This is a genomic window from Streptomyces sp. TP-A0356, from assembly GCF_001417775.1.
In the GTDB taxonomy this organism is placed as follows: Bacteria; Actinomycetota; Actinomycetes; order Streptomycetales; family Streptomycetaceae; genus Streptomyces.
Map to the genome: position 1 here is coordinate 1 of NZ_BBZJ01000032.1, position 22,797 is coordinate 22,797.

Below are 22,797 nucleotides of genomic sequence, written 5' to 3' on the forward strand. Positions count from 1 at the left end.
TTAACCAACAGCGTCTGCGGACGGCCGGGCCCCGCGCACGGGTGGAGCGGAGGTCAGCTGGTCCTCAGCGCCGTGTCGTCGACGACGAAGCTGGTCTGCAGCGAGGAGTCCTCCACCCCGTTGAACTTCAGGGTGACCGTGGAGCCCGCGAACGAGGACAGGTCGAAGGACTTCTGGGTGTAGCCGGAGGCGGCGTTCAGGTTGGAGTACGTCGCCAGCGTGGTCGAACCGGCGGTCACCGTCAGCTTGTCGTACGCGGTGCCGGTGGTGGTCTCCGCCGTGTCGATGTGCAGGTAGAAGGTGAGCGTCGCCTTGCAGCCGGACGGGATCGTCACCGACTGGGACAGCGTGTCGGTGTGGGAGGAGCCGTAGCCGTCCAGCCATGCGTAGTACGAGCCGCTGTGCGCCGACTCACCGCTGCCGTTGGTGATGACCCCGCTGGAGGCGGTCCAGGTCGTGTTGCCCGACTCGAAGCCGGGGTTGCCGAGGAGCTGCGCCGGGGTGCAGGTGCCGCCGGTGGAGCCGACCGTCCAGGTGAAGGAGGCCGAGCCGGACGCGCCCGTGCTGTCCTTCGCGGTGACCGTGGTGCTGTAGGTGCCCGCGGTGGACGCGGTCCCGGAGATCAGGCCGGTCGAGCTGTTGATCGAAAGGCCGGTGGGCAGACCGGTCGCGCTGTAGGTGAGGGTCGCTCCCGCGCTGTCGGTTGCCTTGATCTGCAGGCTGACCGAGCCGCCGGTCGTGGTGGACTGGTTGCCCGGGTTGGTCACGGTCACCGTGTTGCCGGTGCTGCCGCCGGAGGTGAAGGCGGCCGTCCCGTTGGGGGTGCCCCAGCCGGTGGGGCCGTCGTAGCCGGTGCCCGCGGTGCAGAAGTACGAGGGCGAGCAGCTGCCGTTGCTGCCGCTGGTGACGTCGTACAGGTTGGAGGTGTGGGTGTACGGGTACTTCGCCGGGTAGTCGCTGCTGCCGGGAGTGCCCGCGAGGGCGTAGACGCCGGCGATGATCGGGGCGGAGGCGCTGGTGCCGCCGTAGACCGCCCAGCCCGTACCGCCGAAGGTGTCGTAGACCGCGACGCCTGTGGCCGGGTCGGCGACCGCGGAGACGTCGGCCTCCATACGGCGCGAGCAGCCGGTGTCGGTCTGCCAGCTGGGCTTCGGGTCGTACGCGGAGCAGCCGGAGCCGGTGCCCTCGGTGCTGCTGGTGTGCCACACGGACTCGGACCAGCCACGGGAGTTGGAGGACGTGGTCAGCGCGGTGCCGCCGACGGCGGTGACGTACTGGGATGTGGCCGGGTACTCGGCACCGTAGCCGGAGTCACCCGAGGAGACGGTGATCGCGACGCCAGGGTGCTTGAAGTACTGGGTGTCCTCGCCGGTCTGGGCGGAGGACTCGGGACCGCCCCAGCTGTTGGAGACGAACTTGGCGCCGAGCGCGACCGCCTCGTTCTCGGCGGTGCCGAGGTCGGTGTCGGTCGCGGAGTTGGCCTCGACGAGGATGATGTTGCAGTTGGGGCATACGGCGCTGACCATGTCGAGGTCGAGCGCCTCCTCGCCGGCCCACCCGGTGTCGTTGGTCGGCAGCGAGGTGGTCGAACCGGTCTGGCTGACCTGCTTGAAGCAGCCGTTGGCCTTGGTGCACGCCGACAGGCCGTACGTCGAGCGGTAGGTGGCCAGGTCCGACTCCGCGTTGGGGTCGTTGTAGGCGTCGACCACCGCGACGGTCAGGCCGGAGCCGCCGGAGGAGGGCAGGTTGTAGGCGCTGTGCAGGTTGGCCGGGCTCAGGCCGGAGGGCGCGGCGGCCACAGCCGCGGCGAGCCGCTGCTCGATGTCGGTGCGCCGCTGGGCGAAGCAGGACGCGTGACCGGGGGCCGGCTTGCCGCACAGGTGCTGGGTCGGCACCTTCTGGCCCGCCTTGCCCGTCGAGTGGAAGGTCTGCCGCTGCGGGTCGGTCAGGGCCTTGGAGTTCTGGGTGACACGGGAGGAGTGCCCGGTGTCGGGGGCGCTCTGCGCGCCGGAGGCCGGAGCCGCGAACAGACCGGCGACGGTCAGGGCGAGGGCGGGCACAGCGGCGGTCAGAAGTCTTCGCAGGCTCCGGGAACGCCTGCTCGCGCGTGACTCACGCATGAGGGTGCTGCCTCCATCGGTTGAGGCCGGCACCGTGCGAGCCGGGGTAGGGCCCTGCGCGGCGCCACAGCCGGAAGTGGGGGTTCGAGCTGGGTGACAGGCCCTTGACGCGCGTAGCGGCGGGTGGAAGCGCACGATCATGGGCATGACACTTCGACCACCCTGCGATGCCGATGAGCGTGACATGACAGGACGGGCAGAACGTAACCGGCTCCGGCGGTGAACGGCTCCCTCAGGCGAAGATCTTTGCCGCTCCATTGAAGGCACTTAGCGCGCCCATAGCCGGGAATTGGCGTGTTGATGAGAGGCAGGGCCCGGGGGCGGCGCCCCCGGGCCCCGTGAGGTCAGTCCCCTACGCCCAGAGCTGCCCCTGCAGCGTCGCGATCGCCTCTTCCGTCGTGGCCGCCGTGTAGACGCCCGTCGACAGGTACTTCCAGCCGCCGTCCGCGACGATGAAGACGATGTCGGCGCTCTCGCCCGCCTTGACGGCCTTGGCGCCGACACCGATGGCGGCGTGCAGGGCCGCGCCCGTGGAGACACCGGCGAAGATCCCCTCCTGCTGGAGGAGTTCGCGGGTACGGGTCACCGCGTCGGCCGAGCCGACCGAGAAGCGGGTGGTGAGGACCGAGGCGTCGTACAGCTCCGGTACGAAGCCCTCGTCGAGGTTCCTGAGGCCGTAGACCAGGTCGTCGTAGCGCGGTTCCGCCGCGACGATCTTCACGTCCGGCTTGTGCTCGCGCAGGAAGCGGCCCACGCCCATCAGCGTGCCGGTGGTGCCGAGACCGGCCACGAAGTGGGTGATGGAGGGGAGGTCGGCGAGGATCTCGGGCCCGGTCGTCGCGTAGTGCGCGCCCGCGTTGTCCGGATTGCCGTACTGGTAGAGCATCACCCAGTCCGGGTGCTGGGCCGCCAGTTCCTTGGCGACACGCACGGCGGTGTTGGAACCGCCCGCGGCCGGGCTGGGGATGATCTCGGCGCCCCACATGCCCAGCAGGTCCCGGCGCTCCTGCGAGGTGTTCTCCGGCATCACGCAGACCATGCGGTAGCCCTTGAGCTTCGCCGCCATGGCCAGGGAGATGCCCGTGTTGCCCGACGTGGGCTCCAGGATCGTGCAGCCGGGGGTCAGCCGGCCGTCCTTCTCCGCCTGCTCGATCATGTGCAGCGCGGGGCGGTCCTTGACCGAGCCGGTCGGGTTGCGGTCCTCCAGCTTGGCCCAGATACGGACGTCGGGGGACGGCGAGAGCCGTGGCAGGCGCACCAGAGGGGTGTTGCCCACCGCGGCGAGCGGGGAGTCGTAACGCATCGAGGATCAGGCCATTCCCGACCGTCGCCCGGCCGCCACCCCGGCCGGACGCGGCTTCGCCGCGGCAGAACCTCCTGCCACGGCCGGCAGGATCGTCACGTTGTCGCCGTCGGCGACCTTGGTGTTGATGCCGTCGAGGAAGCGGACGTCCTCGTCGTTCAGGTAGACGTTCACGAAACGGCGCAGTTCGCCGGCGTCGACGATGCGGGCCTGGATGCCCGCATGGCGGGATTCGAGGTCGGCGAACAGCTCGGCAAGGGTCGCCCCACTGCCCTCGACCGCCTTCTGGCCGTCGGTGTACTGGCGGAGGATGGTGGGGATGCGGACCTCGATGGCCATGGCTCTGGGCTCCTGTCGGAAGAAGTCAGGTCGGTGGGCGCGCGGCGGCGCGGAGAACACTAGCTACACCGGATGCCCGGCCGCGGGGCCGCGGCTCACGGCCGTGCGGGGCGGGGCAGCGTCAACAGATGGCGCTGTTCAGCCTGCACAGGTCGACGTGCAGCCGCGCCACGAGCAGCGTGCCCGGCGTCTTCTTGCTCACGTCGTGGGAAACCATGGGGTCATCGTATCGATTCCCGCGGTGCCCACCGGAGAGTGATCTCGCATGGTGGATGAATTCTGTCCGAAGCACGGGATCAGTAGCTCTGCACCACCTTGACCTCCTCCTCCGTCACCTCGCCCTCCACGATCCGGAACGAGCGGAACTGGAACGGGCCCGCGTCGTCCGTGTCGGCGGTGGAGACCAGGACGTAGTGGGCGCCCGGCTCGTTGGCGTACGAGATGTCCGTGCGGGACGGGTACGCCTCGGTCGCGGTGTGCGAGTGGTAGATGACCACCGGCTCCTCGTCGCGGTCGTCCATCTCCCGGTACAGCTTGAGCAGATCCCCGGAGTCGAACTCGTAGAACGTGGGCGAGCGGGCCGCGTTCAGCATCGGGATGAAGCGCTCGGGGCGGCCGGAGCCCGCCGGGCCCGCGACCACGCCGCACGCCTCGTCGGGGTGGTCCTCGCGTGCGTGGGCGACGATCCGGTCGTACAGGGCCTGGGTGATGGTCAGCATGCCCGCCAGGATAAGCAGAGGGGCCGTTCCGTACCGAAGAGTGGTACGGAACGGCCCACATGATGGGCTACCGGATTCAGCCGACCTTCTCGAACTCCGGCTCGCGCCGCTGGGTGACATGCGGGTTGCGGGCCTTCAGCACGGCCCAGCCGAGGGCGAGCGCGGCGGCCCACACGGCCATCACGTACAGGCAGACACGGGAGTCGGCGTCGTACGCGATCAGGGCGGTGACGAAGAGCAGGAACGCGATGGCGATCCAGCTGCACACCGCGCCGCCCGGCGCCGGGAAGGAGGAGGGCCGCAGCCGGCCCGCGTCGACCGCGCGGCGGTAGAGGACGTGGCTGATCAGGATCATCAGCCAGGTCCAGATGCCGGCCGCGGTGGCTACCGAGGTGACGTAGCCGAAGGCCTTCTCCGGGACGACGTAGTTCAGCACCACACCGATGCCCATGAAGGCGACCGAGACGGTGATACCGAGGGCCGGGGTCTTCGACGCCGACAGCCGGCTGAACGCCTTCGGGGCCTCGCCGTTGTCCGCGAGGGTGCGCAGCATGCGGCCGGTGGAGTACATGCCGGAGTTGCAGGAGGACAGGGCCGCGGTCAGCACCACGAAGTTGACGATGCCGGCGCCGGCCGGGATGCCGATCTTCGCGAAGGCCTCGACGAACGGGCTCACGCCCGGCGCGAACTCGGTCCACTTCACCACGCAGAGGATGACGGTGAGGGCGCCGACGTAGAAGAGCGCGATACGCCAGGGCAGGGTGTTGATCGCCTTGGGCAGGGTCTTCTCCGGGTCCTGCGACTCACCGGCCGTCACACCGACCAGCTCGACGGCGAGGTAGGCGAACATGACGCCCTGCAGGGTCATCAGGGAGGACCCGATGCCGTTCGGGAAGATGCCGTCGAACTGCCAGAGGTTGGCGACCGACGCGGTGTCACCGGCGGAGCTGAAGCCGAAGGTGAGCACGCCGAGACCGATCACGATCATGCCGATCAGCGCGGTGACCTTGACCATCGAGAACCAGAACTCGATCTCGCCGAACAGCTTCACCGAGATCAGGTTGGCCACGAACAGGACGACCAGGAAGACCAGAGCCGTCACCCACTGCGGGACGGACGGGAACCAGTAGTGGACGTAGATCGCGGCGGCCGTCAGCTCGGCCATGCCGGTCACCACCCACATCAGCCAGTACGTCCAGCCGGTGAAGTAGCCGAAGAACGGGCCGAGGAACTCGCGGGAGTACTCCGCGAAGGAGCCCGAGACCGGGCGGTACAGGAGCAGCTCGCCGAGCGCCCGCATGATGAAGAAGATGATCACACCCGCGAGGGCGTACATGAAGATCAGGCTGGGCCCTGCCTTGGCGATGTTCGCCCCGGCACCCAGGAAGAGGCCGACGCCGATGGCGCCGCCGATCGCGATCATCTGGACCTGACGGCTGCCGAGCCCACGCTCGTACCCCTCCTCGGGGGCGTCGCCCACGGCCTCACTGCCGTCGTACTGCTTGCCGACCTGCGACGAGGTCATTGTTGGTGCGCCTTTCTCCACGCCGACCCGAGCCGGTCCCACGGCTTCGGATCGGGTTCCGACCCCCCGGATGTAATGGAGTTGTGCCTGGCCGGCGGTCCGCCGACTCGGTGGCGCACCCGAGCGGACCTGGGTGGTGTCCGTCGGGCGGTCGTGAAGATTTATCACGCCCGCAACATTGATCGGTTGGGTGCGATGTGGCAGACAGCACAGGAAGAAGCAGACAAAAGGTCACCTGAATGGGCATAAGCGGCCGGAACGGTGACGCGATCGTTATCCGGATATGAGCGTCCGCTGAGCGAACACCCGGGACGGCCGGACTACGCCCGATCGCCGCGCATCAGGGCATGAGGGTGTTGACGAGCGTCTCCTGGAGGCCGCCGAGCCACAGATAGGCCATCACCATCGGCTTGCGCGGGTCCTCGTCCGGCAGCTGGTACAGGTCGTCGGCGTCGTCCTCGTCGGCGACCTCCAGACGGGAGCCGATCGCCAGGCGCAGGTCGTTCAGGGCACCGAGCCACTGCTCGGACTGCTCGCGCGACAGCCTGAGGACGCCGCCCTCCTCGCTCGCCGAGGTCAGCGCGTCCAGCGAGCGGATCACCGCGAGTGCGTTGTCCCGTTTGCGCGCGCGCAGGTCGTTCTCGGTGAAGCGGCGGAACTCGGCGGAGTGGGCGCGCTCCTCCTCGGTCTTCGCCGCCGAGGCCGGCTCGCCGCCGGGGCCGCCGTACGCGTCCGGGAACAGACGGCGCAGCACCGGGTCGGACGGCGGTTCGCTGGGGCCCTCCGCGAAGAGCTCGGCGAGAGGGTCCTCGGGGGCGTTCTCGGCGGGGCCCGGCCCGATGAGTTCCAGCAGCTGTACGGCCAGCGACCGGATGATGGAGATCTCGACGTCGTCGAGCGCGACGGCCGCGCCGCCGCCGGGGAGCGGTTCGAAGTGTCCTGGCATCAGGGAGATCGTTACTTCCGGTCCTGCTGGAGGGTGGCCCACAAACCGTAACCGTGCATGGCCTGTACGTCGCGTTCCATCTCCTCGCGGGTACCGCTGGAGACGATCGCCCGGCCCTTGTGGTGGACGTCGAGCATGAGCTTGGTGGCCTTGTCCTTCGAGTAGCCGAAGTACGTCTGGAAGACGTAGGTCACATAGCTCATCAGATTGACCGGGTCGTTGTGGACGATCGTCACCCAGGGGACGTCCGGCTCGGGTACGGCGAACGCATCCTCCGCCGACTCGGTCTGTTCGATCTCTAGGGGAGCGGGAGCCGTCACACGGCCCATGCTGCCACCACACCCGGGGGCTCGCACAAACCGGCCACGCGATCACAGGAACAAATCGTCAGACTGACGAGATGAGGGTACGATCGGCAGTCAGCACCCGAAGAGTCACGTGTGAGGAGAGCTTTGGTGGGCGTAGCGGACCTTGGGCTGCCGGTGGACGTGCCCTCGACGGCGCTCTTCACCGACCACTACGAGCTGACGATGCTGCAGGCCGCCCTCAGGGCGGGCACCGCCGAGCGGCGCTCCGTCTTCGAGGTCTTCACCCGGCGGCTGCCCGACGGCCGCCGCTACGGCGTGGTGGCGGGCACCGGGCGCGTCCTGGACGCGGTGGAGAACTTCCGCTTCGACGCGGGCGTCCTCGGCTTCCTGCGGGAGCGCCGGATCGTCGACGAGGAGACCCTGGACCGGCTCGCCGACTACCGCTTCGGCGGCGACATCTGGGGCTACCCGGAGGGCGAGGTGTACTTCCCCGGCTCGCCGATCATGCGGGTCGAGGGCTCCTTCGCGGAGTGCGTCCTCCTGGAGACCGTGATCCTGTCGATCCTCAACCACGACTCCGCGGTCGCGGCCGCCGCTTCCCGTATGTCCTCCGCCGCCGACGGGCGGGCGCTGATCGAGATGGGCGCCCGGCGCACCCACGAGCTGGCCGCCGTGGCCGCCGCCCGCGCCGCGTACGTCGGCGGCTTCACCACCACCTCCGACCTGGCCGCCGGCTTCCGCTACGGCATCCCGACGGTCGGGACCTCCGCCCACGCCTTCACGCTCCTGCACGACAGCGAGCGAGACGCCTTCCGGGCCCAGGTCGAGTCGCTGGGCCGGGGCACCACACTGCTCGTGGACACGTACGACGTCACCGAGGCCGTCCGGGTGGCGGTCGAGATCGCCGGGCCGGAGCTCGGCGCCGTACGCATCGACTCCGGCGATCTGCTGCTGGTCGCGCACCGGGTGCGGCAGCAGCTCGACGAGCTGGGCGCGACCAACACGAAGATCATCGTCACCTCGGACCTGGACGAGTACGCCATCGCCTCTCTGCGGGCGGCTCCCGTGGACGCGTACGGCGTCGGCACCCAGCTGGTCACCGGCTCCGGTCATCCGACCTGCTCGATGGTCTACAAGCTGGTCGCCCGGTCCGAGTCGGCGGACCCCAAGGCCCCGCTGGTGCCGGTGGCGAAGAAGTCGGTCGGCGGCAAGACATCCATCGGCGGACGCAAGTGGGCGGCGCGACGCCTCGACGAGCACGGGGTGGCGGAGGCCGAGGTGGTCGGCACCGGGCCGGTGCCGGACGAACTCATGGACCGGCAGCTGCTGGTCCAGCTGGTCAAGGGCGGCGAGGTCGTCGCGCGCGAGCCGCTGGACGCCGTACGCGACCGGCACGTGGCCGCGCGCGCGGGTCTGCCGCTGTCGGCGACCCAGCTGTCGCGCGGTGAACCGGTCATTCCCACCGAGTACCTGACCGCACACGCGACCGAGTGCGGGTGACCCTGTCCGGATGGCCACGGGATCCCGTTCGGTACGGCTCGGCCCCCCGGCCGACGGGCCCATGAACCATCGGCCGGTGGGAGTGCAACGGCGACGCACCCGTGCACCCGACCGACCATCGCATGCCCCCTCCCGCCCGGCCCCCGAATTCTCTAGGCTCGGTTGTTCGTACAGACGGCCGGGCCCGCACCCACCCCTCCGCTCCGAACCGCTGCCGAACCGAAGGACACGACCATGCGCCGCGCCTTGATCGTCGTAGACGTGCAGAACGACTTCTGTGAGGGTGGCAGCCTCGCGGTGGCCGGCGGCGCCGATGTGGCCGCCGCGATCACCGAGCTGATCGGGCAGGCCCCCGCCGGGTACCGCCATGTCGTCGCCACCCGTGACCACCACATCGCTCCCGGCGGGCACTTCGCGGACAACCCCGACTTCGTCCACTCCTGGCCCGCGCACTGTGTGGCGGGCACGGAGGGGGTCGGCTTCCATCCCAACTTCGCTCCAGTGGTCGCCTCCGGCGCGATCGACGCCGTGTTCGACAAGGGGGCGTACGCGGGGGCGTACAGCGGGTTCGAGGGGTCCGACGAGAACGGGGTGTCGCTCGGCGACTGGCTGCGGGCCCGGGAGATCGACGAGGTGGACGTGGTGGGCATCGCCACGGACCACTGCGTGCGCGCCACCGCGCTGGACGCCGTGCGCCAGGGCTTCCGTACGCAGGTCCTGCTGGATCTCACCGCCGGGGTCTCCGAGGAGACCACCGAGCGGGCGCTGGAGGAGCTCCGGGAGGCCGGGGTGGAGCTGTCCGGCAAACCGGTCGTGTAGCCGGTGCCTTACGGGTCCTTGCACTATGAGCGACCCGGGCGGGCCTAGTGCAAGGATCCCTTAGGAGGGCGCCGTCTGCTGCCTCAGCAGCGCCCTGATCGGGTGCCACAGTTCCTGGGACAGCTCCGTCGCGCTCTCCGGGGCCGTGCGCCATATCAGGCCGTCCGGGTGGTGCAGGACCGCCGTGACCTCGTCGGGGGTCGGCGGGGCCGCGTTGCCGCGCAGGTAGACCGCTCGCAGGCCCAGGTTGCGCAGGCGCGTCAGGGCGCGGGCGCGGTTCTGGGCGAGGACCAGCACACGGACCGAACCGCTGCCCGAACCCGGGCTGGGCAGGTTCAGTGCCACCACCACGCTGCCGTTCGGCAGCTTGACGAAACCTCCTGCGGCCATGAGCGTTCATACCCCCGTGAGACCTGGTGTCAATAAGAGAGCCACAGGACGCACCTAAACACGATCGGCCGCGACCCGCCAGAGGGTCGCGGCCGATCAACTTCTGACCTGGGGAGACGTTGTTCCCTCTGTGAGGAGTGCCACTCCGGTGATGATCATCCGGGAGCTCCCGGCTCGACGGCGGCACCGCCACCGTCAATACGCTGCCGTCCTTCGACTGGCGCAGGAGCTTGATCCTCGTGCGGGTGTCGGGCGGGCACCTTGACGGCTCCGCGCGCCGGTCTACGCGTGTGGCATAGTCGCATGTCAACCGGCGCGCACGCCCGTCCACCTGGTGGACTGCATGACTCCGTGCGCCCCCTGTGCATCTGTGCCGCGGGTTAGGTCAGGCTTACTGAGCGTTCCACTCGGGCATGCAGGCGAATAGAGTCGATAGGCGGAGCGTCGGAGTAGCGACGGTTTGCCCTGTCGACACCGTTGTCACCCCACGATTCCCGGCTACGCCCGAAGTGCTCCGCGTCCCACCACAGTTGTCCGCATCCTCCCCCATCGTGAGAGGCCCGGGGGGAGATCCCCACCCCGAGGAATGGCCATGCCTCGTCCGAACGCCGCACAGCTCGCCTACGGTTCCTGCACCGTGATCCTCTCCACCCTCGCCATGCTGTTGCTGTCACAGACGAGTTCGGGTCTGGGAATCGCCGTGATCGCCCTCGCGGCGCTCGCACTCGGACTGCTCGTCGCCATGACGGTGCCCGCGCCGAAGTCCGCGTCGGCCGCCGCGGGCAGGTCCACCGGGAGGCAGCACGTCCCGGCCCGGCGCGCGACGGCGTCCGTCGGAGCCGCGGCGGCCACCAAGTCGGTGCGCGAGACGGCCAACCCCTGAACGGGGCGCGCACCCGGGGCTCTTGAGGCCACCCCTCCCGGGCTCAGCTCTCCTGCCCCGTACTGACCACCACCGTCTTGGCCGCCTTGTCGTGCAGCCCCTGCTTGTAGGGCTTGTCGAAGAAGCTCCAGCCGCCGCAGATCGCCGTCCAGATGCAGGCGCAGCAGAACGCGAACGGGATCCACAGCACCGCCGCCCGGATCAGCGAGGTCTGCACGGAGGGGGTGGCGCCGTTCTCCAGGTTGGCGACCCGCATGTTCAGCAGCTTCTTGCCGAGCGTCTGCCCCGATCTGGAGATCAGGACGGTGTCGTAGGCCATGTAGAGCACGGCGGCGATCACGGACTGACCGAGCGACTTGCCGTACTCGATCTTGTTGGCGTCGACGTTGTACTCGGTGGTGGCGAACGCCAGGGACAGCAGCCAGACGACCACGCCGACGATGATCATGTCGATGATCCGGGCGAGGACGCGCTTGCCGCTGTCGGCGAGCGGGGGCATTCCGGCGAGGGGGTCGGTGCCGCCGTACGGGCCGTAGAGGCCGCCGCCGTATGGCGGGGGTGTGCCTCCGGGTGGGGGCGCGCCGCCGGGCGGGGGCGCGCCGTACGGGGGCTGGCCGCCGGGCGGGGGCCCGGCGCCGGGCGGAGGCGCGCCGTACGGGGGCTGGCCACCGTACGGCGGCTCTCCGTGCGGGGGCTCGGCGCCGGGCGGGGGCTGGCCACCGTATGACGGCTCTCCGTGCGGGCCGGGGCCGCCGCCCTCGGGGGGCGGCGGCTGCCGCTTCCTGAACGGATCGTCGTCCGGAGAGTCCTGTGAGCCGGGGGGCGGCGGTTCGCTGCTCATGGCCCGAGTCGACCGCGAACCCTCGGACTCCGCATCCCTACAGGTCCGTCCGGGTCAGCCCGCCACGAACGTGTGCGCGGCCTTGTCGTGCCAGCACTGGCGCCAGGGGCGGTCGAACAGGCACCACACCACGCCGACGACACCGACGGCGAGCAGCCCGGGGACGCTGTAGACGAGCCAGCGGCGCAAGGCGGCGCCGAAGGCCGGCGGCTCATGGCCCTCGATGTCCCGCACCTCGAGGCCGCAGAGCTTCTTGCCGAGCGTGCGGCCCCATCTGGCGGTGGGCAGCACCTCGTACAGGACCCCGAAGCCGAGGAGCACGGCGAGCACGATGGCGAGGTAGACCGAGGTCGTGCCGTCGAGCAGCCACACCGTCACGGTCTGCCCGGACAGCTTGGCCGCGTCGATCTTGGCGTTGATGTGGTCGATCGCCTTGGTGCCGAGCGGTACGGCGGCCACGCCCGTGACCACCGCCAGGACCAGGGTGTCGAGAAGCCGCGCGGCCAGCCGCTTGCCGAGGCCCGCGGGCCGGGCCGCGGCCTGTGCCCGTGCGGCCGCCTGGAACGGGTCGTCCACCGGCGGCTTCCACGGCGCGACGGGCCGGTCACCCTCGGCACCCGAGTTCGCGAGCCGGTGCACCTGCTGCGCCCAGGAGGGCTGACCGCCGCCGGGGCCTGTGGTCATGGGCGTCCCGGCCGGGGCCGCGGGCTGCTGGGGAAGGCTCGCCGCGGGCTGCTGCGAGAGCGAGCCGGCCGGCTGCTGCGGGGGCAGCCCCGTGGCGGGGGCCGACGGCGCCGAGGACTCCTGCGGCGGCACGGCCGTGCGCCCCGGGACGGGGTTCGGGGCCTGAGGGTCCAGGCCGAGCGCCTGGCGGGCCGCGGCCTGGGCGCTCGCCGGGCCCGCGGCGGACTCCGCCGAACCGGAACCGGTCGCCCCCGTGCCGGTGCCCTGCTCCCCCGTGCGCGGGGGGAGCGCACGGAACGTCATGGTGCCCTCGGAGGGTGCCGGGCCACCGGTGTCCGAGGTGCCCCCGGCACCCGTACCGCTGCCTTCACTGCCCGTGGGGCGGCGGAAGACGACCGTTCCGTCCGGGGCCGGGGACGAACCGGAGCCCGAGTCGGTGCCGGGCCCGGAGCCGGCGGGCGGGTTCGTCGCCGGGTCGGCCGTGCCGTCGGGGCGGCCGACGAGCGGGAGTCGCGGGTCGGCTCCCTGGGGCGCGCCCCAGGACACCCGGCGGTCCTGGTCGCCGCCGAAGCCGGACTGCTGGGAGCGGTTGGCGCCCCAGGCCGAGGCGGGCTCCGGGCGGCTTCCGTGCTGGGCCTCGGCCGGGCTGACCTGGCGGGGCTCGTCGACCGGGTCCTCGTCGAAGAAGTGCGGCCCGGTCTCCTCGACCGAGGGCTGCGCGGGGTGCGCACCGGGCGGCGGGGAGAGCAGCTCGCCGTTGCTGGGCGCCGGCCGGCTGGTGCCCGGTACCCAGGCGACGCCGTTCCAGTACCGGACATATCCAGGAATGGACGGATCCGGGTAGTAGCCTTCGCGGGGCCTGTCGTCACCGGGTGCCGGGGTTGGGGCGCTCATGTCCGTCGTCCCGTATCTGCTCGGGGGGTTGTGTGGGCATCCACATCTATCAGACCCGCGCCGGGGGCACCGCCGCTCCGCCCGTACCCACCCCTTTCCGGGCGACACCGCGCACGCCCTTCACACACCTGGAACACACCCCGAAAGAAATTCTCCGAGCCTCGCGTCATGCTGCCGGGAAGCGGGTCAGAAGAGCTTGCCGGGGTTGAGGATGCCCAGCGGATCGAAGGCCTGTTTGATCGCCCGCTGCATCTCCACGCCCACCGGGCCGATCTCGCGCGCCAGCCACTCCCTCTTCAGGACGCCCACGCCGTGCTCGCCGGTGATCGTGCCGCCGAGCTCCAGGCCGAGGGCCATGATCTCGTCGAAGGACTCGCGGGCGCGCCGGGACTCGTCGGGGTCCTGGGCGTCGAAGCAGACGGTCGGATGCGTGTTGCCGTCGCCCGCGTGCGCGCACACCCCGATGGTCAGCCCGTACTTCTCGGCGATCCGCTCGACCCCTTGGAGCATCTCGCCGAGCCTGGAGCGGGGCACGCACACATCGTCGATCATCGTCGTGCCCTTGACCGCCTCCAGCGCGGTGAGCGACAACCGCCGTGCCTGCATGAGCAGTTCGGACTCCGCCTCGTCGTCGGCGGGTACGACCTGGGTGGCTCCCGCGGCCTCGCACAGCGCGCCGACCGCGGCGAGGTCGGCGGCGGGGTCCGGGGTGTCGAAGGCGGCGAGCAGCAGGGCCTCGGTGCTCTCCGGGAGGCCCATGTGGGCCAGGTCGTTGACGGCCTTGACGGTCGTGCGGTCCATCAGTTCGAGAAGGGACGGCACATGGCCGCCCGCCATGATTCGGCACACGGCGTCGCAGGCGGCGGCCGCGGACGCGAACTCCGCCGCGAGCACCAGCTGCCGGAGCGGCTGCGGCCTCAGGGCGAGGATCGCGCGTACGACGATGCCGAGCGAGCCCTCGGATCCGACGAAGAGCCGGGTGAGGTCGTATCCGGCGACGCCCTTGGCGGTACGACGGCCGGTGGACATGAGGCGTCCGTCGGCGAGGACGACGTCGAGGCCGAGGACGTACTCGGCCGTCACCCCGTACTTCACGCAGCACAGACCGCCGGAGGCGGTGCCGATGTTGCCGCCGATCGTGCACATCTCCCAGCTGGAGGGGTCCGGCGGGTAGGAGAGGCCGTGTTCGGCCACCGCGCGGGAGAGCGCGGCGTTGACGACGCCGGGCTCGACGACGGCGATGCGGTCGACCGGGCTGATCTCCAGGATCCGGTCCATCTTCGTCAGCGAGAGCACGATGCAGCCGTCGGAGGCGTTGGCCCCGCCCGACAGGCCGGTGCGGGCGCCCTGCGGAACGACCGGGACGCGCAGTTCGGTGGCGGTCCGCATGACGTGCTGGACCTGCTCGACGGTGCGCGGCAGCACGACCACGGCGGGGCTGCCCGCCGCGCAGAAGCTCGCCATGTCGTTGGCGTAGGAGGCCGTGACATCCGGGTCGATCAGGACGGCGTCGGCCGGCAGGCCGGCCCGGAGACGGTCGAGGAGGTTGCCGGTGACTTCGTCGCGCGGGGCTTCGATACGGCTCATGATCACAGCGTCGCACCAGGGGGCGACGGTGTGAACCCCGTACGCGCGAGGCGGGCGCGGGGTGTGCGGCACGCAGGTGGCTTCGGCGGGCCGGGCCCCCGGCGGGGCGGCGGCGATGCGCGGGCCCGCCGGAGGCGACCGTCTCCTCGTACGGCGGTGTTACAGGTTCCCCCGCTTCGCCTGCTCCCGTTCGATCGCCTCGAACAGGGCCTTGAAGTTGCCCTTTCCGAAGCCCATGGAGCCATGGCGCTCGATGATCTCGAAGAAGACCGTCGGACGGTCCTGGACCGGCTTGGTGAAGATCTGCAGCAGATAGCCGTCCTCGTCGCGGTCGGCGAGGATCTTCAGGTCGCGGAGGGTCTCGACGGGGACGCGGGTGTCGCCCACCCACTCGCCGAGGGTGTCGTAGTACGAGTCCGGGGTGTCGAGGAACTGCACGCCGGCCGCCCGCATCGTCCGTACCGTCCGCACGATGTCGTTCGTGTTGAGCGCGATGTGCTGGACGCCGGGGCCGCCGTAGAACTCCAGGTACTCGTCGATCTGGGACTTCTTCTTGGCGAGGGCGGGCTCGTTGATCGGGAACTTGACCTTCAGCGTCCCGTCCGCGACGACCTTGGACATCAGCGCGCTGTACTCGGTCGCGATGTCGTCGCCCACGAACTCCTTCATGTTCGTGAAGCCCATGACCCGGTTGTAGAACTCGACCCATTCGTTCATACGGCCGAGTTCGACGTTTCCGACGCAGTGGTCGATCGCCTGGAAGGTGCGGTGGGCGGGCGGCTCGACCATCGGCTCGGCGGCGACGAACCCGGGGAGGTAGGGGCCGTCGTAGCCGGACCGCTCGACCAGGGTGTGGCGGGTCTCCCCGTACGTGGCGATCGCCGCGAGGACGACGCTGCCGTGCTCGTCCTTCAGCTCGTACGGCTCGGCCACCGAGCGGGCGCCGTGCTCGATCGCGTACGCGTACGCGGCGCGCGTGTCCGGGACCTCGATGGCGAGGTCGACCACTCCGTCGCCGTGCTCCGCCACGTGCTGGGCGAGGAAGTGGCCCCAGGTGGTGGCGGGCTTGATGACGGAGGTGAGGACGAAGCGCGCCGAGCCGTTCTCCAGGACGTACGAGGCGGTCTCGCGGCTGCCGTTCTCCGGTCCGGAGTACGCAACGAGCCGCATGCCGAAGGCGGTGGAGTAGTAGTGCGCGGCCTGCTTGGCGTTGCCCACGGCGAAGACGACCGCGTCCATTCCCTTGACCGGGAAGGGGTCTGCCTCGCGCGCGGTGTCGGGGGTGTGGTGTGTGGTCTGCGTCATAGCGGCAGCCTCACCCGTCTCCGCAAGGTGCGCAATAGTTTGCGGAACGGCTGGGCAATCTGCTCAGCAGAGGGCCCGTATCGTCGGGCGTTCTGTACAGGGTGACCATTCGGGAGCACGTTATGGCGATCGATCATCTGGACGCCCGGCTCATCGTGCTGCTGGCCCGGGAGCCACGCGTCGGGGTGCTGGAGATGTCCCGGCGGCTCGGGGTGGCGCGCGGCACCGTCCAGGCCCGTCTGGACCGGCTGCAGTCGAACGGGGTGATCCGCGGATTCGGGCCCCAGGTGGACCCGGCCGCGCTCGGCTACCCCGTCACCGCGTTCGCGACGCTGCAGATCCGGCAGGGGCAGGGGGCGGACGTACGGGCTCATCTGGCGACCGTCCCGGAGGTCCTGGAACTGCACACCACCACCGGCAGCGGGGACATGCTGTGCCGGCTCGTGGCCCGTTCGAACGCCGACCTCCAGCGGGTGATCGACCGGGTCGTCGGCTTCGACGGCATCGTCCGGGCCTCGACGGCGATCGTCATGGAGAACGCGGTCCCCCTGCGGATCATCCCACTGGTGGAGCAGGCGGCGGAGGACCGGGAGCGGCCTGAGAGGGCCTGATTCGGGGCTCTAACAGCTCGGTACCGAGCCCTTCCCCTTCTCCAGCGCCACCAGCGCGTCCACCGCACCGTTCAGCGTGTTCACCGGCACCAGCCGCAACCCCTTCGGCAGCTCCGCCTTCGCGTCGGAGCACTCCGCCCTGGGGACCAGGAAGACACTCGCGCCGTCGCGGCGGGCGGCCTGTGTCTTCAGGGCGACCCCGCCGACCGCGCCCACCGTGCCGGCCGTGTCGATCGTGCCCGTACCGGCGATGGTGCGCCCGCCCGTGAGGTCGCCGCCGCTGCCGTCGCCGCGCAGCTTGTCGATGATCCCGAGCGTGAACAGCAGGCCCGCGCTGGGGCCGCCGACGTCCGCGAGCTTCAGCGTGACCCTGACGTCCTTGTCCCCGAGGTTCAGATACCTCAGCGCCGCCCGGGTCGCCGCGTCCTGGGACTGCTTCATCTGCTCGGTGTTGTGGCGCTCGATCTCCTGGACGTTGTTCCCGCTGGGATAGACCGCGTCCCGCGGCATCACCGCGCGGTCCGTGCGGAACCAGCCGTCGACCACGTCGCCGAGCGAGACCCGCGCGTCGGGGCCCGTCGCCTCGATCGTCGTCATCCGCAGCTGACCGGTCGTCCTGCGGGCGGGCGCCCCGCTGATCGTGATCACGGGGGCTCCCTTGTTCTCGCCGAGCACGTTCGCGGTGATGCCGGGCTGCGCCACGGAGAACGGCAGCGGTGCGAACACCGCCGTCGCGAGCAGGGCCAGGACGGGCAGGGCGCAGACGGCGACGGCCTTGCGGCGCGAGAGGCGAGAGAGCACGGGTTCAATCTAACGTGACGCCGACTTCTGGCCAGGCCCCGGCCGACGCCGCCACAGCTCCCTCCTGCCGGTGGTGAAGCGCCGCAGCGCGTCCGGGAGCGGTTCGATGCCGATCCCGGGCGTGGACGGCACCGGCAGATGGCCGTCCTGAGGCACGAACGGCCGATCGGCTCGGTGATGTCCTCGGCGAAGCAGCGGGAGGACAGTGTCGCCGGGCAGGGTGCAGCCGGACGGGGGTGGGCGGCGCGGCGGTCAGCGCGGCGGTCAGCGCAGCGCCTCGGCCACCTCGCGTGCCGCGTCCACCACCCGCGGCCCCACCCTCTCCGGCACCGAGTCCGACAGCATCACGACCCCCACGCTGCCCTCGACGCCGGTCACCCCGAGCAGCGGCGCTGCCGCCCCGCTCGCGCCCGCCTCAAGCTCTCCGTGCGTGAGCGTGTAGCCGGGGTCGGCGACGGGCTGTTGGCGGGCGGCGAGTATCGCGCGCCCGGCGGCTCCCCGGTCGAGCGGATGCCGGAACCCCGCCCGGTACGCCACGTGGTAGTCGGTCCACGTCGGTTCGACCACGGCGACGGCCAGCGCCTCCGCCCCGTCGACCAGGGTGAGGTGCGCGGTCGCGCCGATGTCCTCGGCGAGCGCCCGCAGCGCGGGCAGCGCGGCCTCCCGCACCAGCGGATGCACCTGACGGCCCAGACGCAGCACACCCAGACCGACCCGGGCGCGGCCACCCAGATCACGGCGTACGAGAGAGTGCTGCTCCAGGGTCGCCAGCAGCCGGTACACCACGGTCCGGTTGACGCCCAGTTTGATGGACAGTTCGGTGACGGTCAGCCCGTGGTCCGTGTCGGCGAGCAGCTTGAGGACCCTGAGGCCCCGGTCGAGCGTCTGCGAAGTCTCCGCGGTCACGACGCCCACTCCTTAGTGGTGAGGTCGGCGGCCCCCTCGCGGCGGATGCGTCACCGAGTCCCGTCGGCGACGCGCTTCAGAGGCCGCCGATAGGCTTGGCGGCCCGGGTGGACCCCCGGCCCAGTCGCTGCACGGCTGCGCTCCGCGGCGGCGCTGCCACGGGGCGTATGCGTAGCGGGACAGTAGCGAGCGGGTTCGCTCAGCGGAAGGCTCAGTCCAGAATCCGGTCAGTGACCGGTGCGCACTGGTTGGTTTTGCCTTGATACGTACACCCACCAGGTAGTTGCGGCACGCGTGCCACCGGGCGGCGCGGGCGCGCCGTCACCGCATCCGCGTCGCCCACTCCTGCACCTTGGCGATCCGCTGGCGCAGCTGCCCTGCGGTGCACTCGGCGCTCGGCGGCCCACCGCACACACGGCGCAGCTCGGTGTGGATCACACCGTGCGGCTTGCCGCTCTGGTGGACGTACGCGCCGACCATCGTGTTGAGCTGCTTGCGCAGCTCCAGCAGTTCCTTGTGGGTGACCACGGGCCGCCGGTCGGCGGGAAGTTCGAGGAGATCGGCCTCCGTGTCCGGCTTCTTGCGGCTGTGCGCGATCTGCCGGGCCTGCCGCTTCTGCAGCAGCAACTGCACCTGCTCGGGCTCCAGGAGACCCGGGATGCCGAGGTAGTCCTGCTCCTCCTCGCTGCCCGGGTGGGCCTGCATGCCGAACTCGGCGCCGTTGTACATGACCCGGTCGAAGACGGCGTCGGACTCCAGCGCCTCGAACGGCAGCATGTCCTGCTCGCCGGTGTCCTCGTCCTGCTCCCGGTTGGCCTCCTCCATCTCCTTCTCGGACTCGGCGTACGGGTCCTCCTCCTCACCGTCCTTCTTCGGCCGGTCGAGGACGTGGTCGCGTTCGACCTCCATCTCGTTGGCGAAGGTCAGCAGGTCGGGGACGGTGGGCAGGAAGACCGAGGCGGTCTCGCCGCGGCGCCGGGACCGCACGAACCGGCCGACGGCCTGGGCGAAGAAGAGCGGGGTCGAGATGGTGGTCGCGTACACCCCGACGGCGAGCCGGGGCACGTCCACGCCCTCGGACACCATGCGCACCGCGACCATCCAGCGGTCGCCGTTGTGGCTGAACTCGTCGATGCGGTCGGAGGCGCCCGCGTCGTCGGACAGGACGAGGGTCGCCTTGTGCCCGGTGATCTCGCGAATGAGCTTGGCGTAGGCGCGGGCCGCCTCCTGGTCGGAGGCGATCACGAGGGCACCGGCGTCCGGGATGGCCTTGCGGACCTCGGTCAGCCGCTGGTCGGCGGCGCGCAGCACGCTGGGCATCCAGTCGCCGCGCGGGTCGAGGGCGGTGCGCCAGGCCTGGCTGACGGCGTCCTTGGTCATGGGTTCGCCGAGCCGGGCGGCGATCTCGTCGCCGGCCTTGGTGCGCCAGCGCATGTTGCCGCTGTAGGAGAGGAAGATGACCGGCCGCACGACCCCGTCGGCGAGGGCGGACCCGTATCCGTACGTGTAGTCGGCGGCGGACCGCCGGATGCCGTCGTTCCCCTCCTCGTACGTCACGAAGGGGATGGGGTTGGTGTCGGACCGGAACGGCGTACCGGTCAGGGCGAGTCGGCGGGTCGCCGGCTCGAACGCCTCGAGACAGGCCTCGCCCCAGGACTTGGAGTCGCCGGCGTGGTGGATCTCGTCGAGGATGACGAGGGTCTTGCGCTGCTCGACGCGGTTGCGGTGCAGCATGGGCCGCACGCCCACGCCCGCGTAGGTGACGGCGACGCCGTGGTACTCCCGGCCGAGCGGCCCCGCGCTGTACTCGGGGTCGAGTTTGATCCCGATCCGCGCCGCCGCCTCCGCCCACTGCTTCTTCAGATGCTCGGTCGGCGCGACCACGGTCACCTGCTGCACGACGTGGTGGTGCAGCAACCAGGACGCGAGCGTCAGCGCGAACGTCGTCTTGCCGGCGCCGGGCGTGGCGACGGCCAGGAAGTCACGCGGCTGCTCCCGGACGTACTTCTCCATCGCCCCCTGCTGCCAGGCACGCAGCTTGCCGGCGGTGCCCCAGGGGGCGCGGCCGGGGAAGGCGGGAGAGAGGTGGTGGGAGGAGCTGGAGCTGGCGGTGGTAGTCACGATCTCCGTGGAGGGGGTCGGGCGGCTCGGTGCGACGGGTCAGACGGCTCGGCGTATCGGTTCGGGCGGCTCGGCGTATCGATTCGGGCGGCTCGGCTACGTATGACAACCGGGCCACCCTACCGGTGTGCTCACCCGCCACTCGGGGCAACGGCGCCGCATCCGGCCCCGGTGCGACAGGGGTCACAGATCACCGGGTCCGTGTTCACGGATCACCGGGTTCCGTTCCCCCGGGGTCAGCGCTCGCGTAGCCGGGTCGTCACCCAGGCGCCCAGGAGCGCCACCGCAGCCATCGGCAGGAACACCGCCGCGAAGGCCGCCGGGTGGGAGCCGCCGGCGGTCGCCCCGGTGGCCGTGCGGGCGACGGTGCCGCCGCCGAGCGCGGCGAACGCGGCGCCGCCCGCGGCGAGCAGGAGGACGTTGGAGAGGCCGTCGGAGATCTGCAGGGCGGCCGAGTTGGCGCCCGCCTCACCGGGTGCGGACAGGTCCAGCAGCAGGACACTGGTCGAGGAGATGACCAGGCCCATGCCGAAGCAGCCGAACCCCCAGGCGACGGCGACGGTCCAGACCGGCACCGCATGGATCAGCACACTGGGCGCGGTGGCGATCGCGGCGGCGACGACGAGCATGCCCAGCGTCATCAGCCGTTCCCGGTACGGCTCCACGCGCGGTCTCGACTGCACGTACGAGCCCAGCGCCCAGGCGCCGCCGCCCGCCGCGAGTGAGAACCCGGCCAGCGTCGGCGACAGTCCGCGCTGGGTGACCAGCATGAGCGGGACGAAGCTCTCCGCCGAGATGAAGGCGCCCGCCGCCACCCCGCGCAGCAGCACCACGGAGGGCAGTCCGCGGGCCGCCCGGCAGGTGCCGCGGGGCAGCAGTCCGCGCACGGCGGGGACGAGCAGCGCGGCACCCGCGAGGCCGGGGACGAGCGAGAGGCGGTCGTGGTCCTGGGCCGCGTACTGGAGGAGTCCCGCGCCCAGCGAGATGCCGAGCGCCAGCCGGATGCGGCGGGCGTCGAAGGGGGCCGCGACGGTCTCTCCGGCGGGGCCGCCCGCTCGGCGCCGTATCTGGGGCAGCGCCAGCGCCAGCGGGAACACCACAAGGACGGGGATGCCGATGAACACCCAGCGCCAGCCGAGCTGTTCGGTCACCGCCCCCGACGCCAGCGGACCGACCACCGAGGGGACCACCCAACTCGCCGCGAAGGCCGCCATGATGGCCGATCGCAGCCGCTCCGGGTAGGCGCGGCCCACGACCACGTACAGGGCGACGATGACCAGTCCGCCGCCGAGCCCCTGCACGGCCCGCCCCACGATGAACAGCCACATCGCCCCGGCCGTGCCGGACAGCAGCAGACCGGCCGCGAAGGCGGCGATGCCACAGGTCAGCGAGGCGAGCGGGCCACTGCGATCGGACCACTGCCCGGCCAGCACCATGCCGAACAGGCTGGTCGTGAAGTATCCGGAGAACGCGAACGCGTAGAGGGACAGCCCGTCCAGATCCCGCGCCGCGACCGGCATCGCGGTGCCGACGGCCGTCGCCTCGAAGGCGATGAGCATGACGACCGAGACGATGCCGATGCTCAGGGACCGGTACGGCCGGCTCAGTACACCGGTGGCGTGGTCCGAGGAGTCGGAAGCGGTGCCGGTGACGTCGGTTTCTCGGGGTTCCAGGGCTGCCATGCAGGCAGCGTAAGGGGCTCGGAGCGGATTGACTCCTGTCGGGAGACGGTGATCGCGTCGGCCCTTGGTCCTACGACCGTCCTTTCGTGAACGGCGTATGGCAGTCCCGTTGCAGCGCCCGCGGTCCTCTTGAGCCCCTCGATCACCTCGCCCTACGGTCAATGGCGTCAGGTCGGAACGAGTGAGCCGTGCCGCACCTGATCTTGGCCGTGTGCCCGAGGTTCAGGGGCTCGCCCGCGCAGCATCCATCAGCGGGCTCCGCCCGCGGGGAGTTACGCGGGTCCGACTCCCGCCACGGCCGAGACGCAAGGCCGTGTGCCCGAGTGGTTCAGGGGCTCGCCTGCGCAGCATCCATCAGCGGGCTCCGCCCGCGGGGAGTTACGCGGGTCCGACTCCCGCCACGGCCGAGACGCATGGCCGTGTGCCCGAGTGGTTCAGGGGCTCGCCTGCAAAGCGAGTTACGTGGGTTCGAATCCCGCCACGGCCTCCATGACCCGGCGCTTCCGGCCGGCC

General features: G+C 70.9%; 21 protein-coding genes and 2 tRNA genes. 6 read left to right on the forward strand and 17 right to left on the reverse strand.

Annotated elements, in window-relative coordinates; all coding sequences use genetic code 11:
- Positions 1-53: 53 nt before the first annotated feature.
- The 8 genes from ASC56_RS31965 to clpS form a co-directional block, all read right to left on the reverse strand.
- The gene (locus tag ASC56_RS31965) at positions 54-2,120 is read right to left on the reverse strand and encodes a putative Ig domain-containing protein (RefSeq protein ID WP_055495086.1); all 2,067 of its coding nucleotides are present in this window, start codon (positions 2,118-2,120) and stop codon (positions 54-56) included.
- Between the two features lie 352 nt (positions 2,121-2,472).
- Entirely contained in the window at positions 2,473-3,423 is a 951-nt protein-coding gene (locus ASC56_RS31970; RefSeq protein ID WP_055495087.1) for a PLP-dependent cysteine synthase family protein, read from the reverse strand.
- 6 nt (positions 3,424-3,429) lie between these two features.
- Entirely contained in the window at positions 3,430-3,762 is a 333-nt protein-coding gene (locus ASC56_RS31975) for a MoaD/ThiS family protein (RefSeq protein WP_055495088.1), read from the reverse strand.
- A 121-nt stretch (positions 3,763-3,883) separates the two neighbouring features.
- Positions 3,884-3,979, reverse strand: coding sequence for a putative leader peptide (locus ASC56_RS43280; RefSeq protein ID WP_361783965.1), 96 nt, complete (start codon positions 3,977-3,979; stop codon positions 3,884-3,886).
- Between the two features lie 79 nt (positions 3,980-4,058).
- Positions 4,059-4,481 (reverse strand): Mov34/MPN/PAD-1 family protein, encoded by a 423-nt coding sequence (locus ASC56_RS31980; RefSeq protein ID WP_055495089.1) that lies wholly within the window; start codon positions 4,479-4,481, stop codon positions 4,059-4,061.
- A 76-nt stretch (positions 4,482-4,557) separates the two neighbouring features.
- Complete coding sequence (locus ASC56_RS31985) at positions 4,558-6,006, reverse strand: amino acid permease (RefSeq protein ID WP_055495090.1); 1,449 nt, start codon at positions 6,004-6,006, stop codon at positions 4,558-4,560.
- Between the two features lie 340 nt (positions 6,007-6,346).
- Positions 6,347-6,952: a DUF2017 domain-containing protein gene (locus ASC56_RS31990; protein ID WP_055495091.1), complete on the reverse strand. Its 606-nt coding sequence runs from the start codon at positions 6,950-6,952 to the stop codon at positions 6,347-6,349.
- Positions 6,953-6,963: 11 nt separating this feature from the next.
- Positions 6,964-7,281: an ATP-dependent Clp protease adapter ClpS gene (gene clpS / locus ASC56_RS31995; RefSeq protein ID WP_055495092.1), complete on the reverse strand. Its 318-nt coding sequence runs from the start codon at positions 7,279-7,281 to the stop codon at positions 6,964-6,966.
- A 126-nt stretch (positions 7,282-7,407) separates the two neighbouring features.
- On the opposite strand from clpS, the gene ASC56_RS32000 reads away from it, so the two are divergent.
- Both ASC56_RS32000 and ASC56_RS32005 read left to right on the forward strand, forming a co-directional pair.
- Complete coding sequence (locus ASC56_RS32000; RefSeq protein WP_055495093.1) at positions 7,408-8,760, forward strand: nicotinate phosphoribosyltransferase; 1,353 nt, start codon at positions 7,408-7,410, stop codon at positions 8,758-8,760.
- 234 nt (positions 8,761-8,994) lie between these two features.
- Complete coding sequence (locus ASC56_RS32005; RefSeq protein WP_055495094.1) at positions 8,995-9,579, forward strand: nicotinamidase; 585 nt, start codon at positions 8,995-8,997, stop codon at positions 9,577-9,579.
- A 60-nt stretch (positions 9,580-9,639) separates the two neighbouring features.
- On the opposite strand, the gene ASC56_RS32010 is transcribed toward ASC56_RS32005, so the two are convergent.
- Positions 9,640-9,969, reverse strand: coding sequence for a hypothetical protein (locus ASC56_RS32010; protein ID WP_055495095.1), 330 nt, complete (start codon positions 9,967-9,969; stop codon positions 9,640-9,642).
- 592 nt (positions 9,970-10,561) lie between these two features.
- Between ASC56_RS32010 and ASC56_RS32015 the strand changes: the two genes are divergently transcribed.
- Positions 10,562-10,852, forward strand: coding sequence for a hypothetical protein (locus ASC56_RS32015; protein ID WP_055495096.1), 291 nt, complete (start codon positions 10,562-10,564; stop codon positions 10,850-10,852).
- A gap of 43 nt (positions 10,853-10,895) precedes the next feature.
- Here ASC56_RS32015 and ASC56_RS38720 read toward each other — a convergent pair whose 3' ends face one another.
- The 4 genes from ASC56_RS38720 to hppD form a co-directional block, all read right to left on the reverse strand.
- Positions 10,896-11,693: an RDD family protein gene (locus tag ASC56_RS38720; RefSeq protein ID WP_079102843.1), complete on the reverse strand. Its 798-nt coding sequence runs from the start codon at positions 11,691-11,693 to the stop codon at positions 10,896-10,898.
- A gap of 54 nt (positions 11,694-11,747) precedes the next feature.
- Positions 11,748-13,271: an RDD family protein gene (locus ASC56_RS32025; protein WP_055495098.1), complete on the reverse strand. Its 1,524-nt coding sequence runs from the start codon at positions 13,269-13,271 to the stop codon at positions 11,748-11,750.
- 186 nt (positions 13,272-13,457) lie between these two features.
- Entirely contained in the window at positions 13,458-14,864 is a 1,407-nt protein-coding gene (locus tag ASC56_RS32030; protein WP_055495099.1) for an FAD-binding oxidoreductase, read from the reverse strand.
- A 153-nt stretch (positions 14,865-15,017) separates the two neighbouring features.
- Positions 15,018-16,163 (reverse strand): 4-hydroxyphenylpyruvate dioxygenase, encoded by a 1,146-nt coding sequence (gene hppD, locus ASC56_RS32035; protein WP_055495100.1) that lies wholly within the window; start codon positions 16,161-16,163, stop codon positions 15,018-15,020.
- 122 nt (positions 16,164-16,285) lie between these two features.
- Here hppD and ASC56_RS32040 point away from each other — a divergent pair, with 122 nt between their 5' ends.
- Positions 16,286-16,774, forward strand: coding sequence for an Lrp/AsnC family transcriptional regulator (locus ASC56_RS32040; protein ID WP_055495101.1), 489 nt, complete (start codon positions 16,286-16,288; stop codon positions 16,772-16,774).
- 9 nt (positions 16,775-16,783) lie between these two features.
- Here ASC56_RS32040 and ASC56_RS32045 read toward each other — a convergent pair whose 3' ends face one another.
- The 4 genes from ASC56_RS32045 to ASC56_RS32060 form a co-directional block, all read right to left on the reverse strand.
- Positions 16,784-17,575, reverse strand: coding sequence for a S16 family serine protease (locus ASC56_RS32045; protein WP_055495102.1), 792 nt, complete (start codon positions 17,573-17,575; stop codon positions 16,784-16,786).
- 264 nt (positions 17,576-17,839) lie between these two features.
- Complete coding sequence (locus ASC56_RS32050; protein WP_055495103.1) at positions 17,840-18,481, reverse strand: IclR family transcriptional regulator; 642 nt, start codon at positions 18,479-18,481, stop codon at positions 17,840-17,842.
- Between the two features lie 321 nt (positions 18,482-18,802).
- Positions 18,803-20,602, reverse strand: a complete 1,800-nt coding sequence (locus ASC56_RS32055; RefSeq protein WP_055495104.1) for a DEAD/DEAH box helicase — start codon at positions 20,600-20,602, stop codon at positions 18,803-18,805.
- 236 nt (positions 20,603-20,838) lie between these two features.
- Positions 20,839-22,284, reverse strand: a complete 1,446-nt coding sequence (locus tag ASC56_RS32060; RefSeq protein ID WP_055495105.1) for an MFS transporter — start codon at positions 22,282-22,284, stop codon at positions 20,839-20,841.
- A 309-nt stretch (positions 22,285-22,593) separates the two neighbouring features.
- Between ASC56_RS32060 and ASC56_RS40815 the strand changes: the two genes are divergently transcribed.
- Together ASC56_RS40815 and ASC56_RS32065 are read left to right on the forward strand one after the other, a co-directional pair.
- Positions 22,594-22,691, forward strand: a tRNA-OTHER gene (locus ASC56_RS40815).
- Between the two features lie 8 nt (positions 22,692-22,699).
- Positions 22,700-22,774: transfer RNA gene (locus ASC56_RS32065), tRNA-Cys, on the forward strand.
- Positions 22,775-22,797 lie beyond the last annotated feature (23 nt).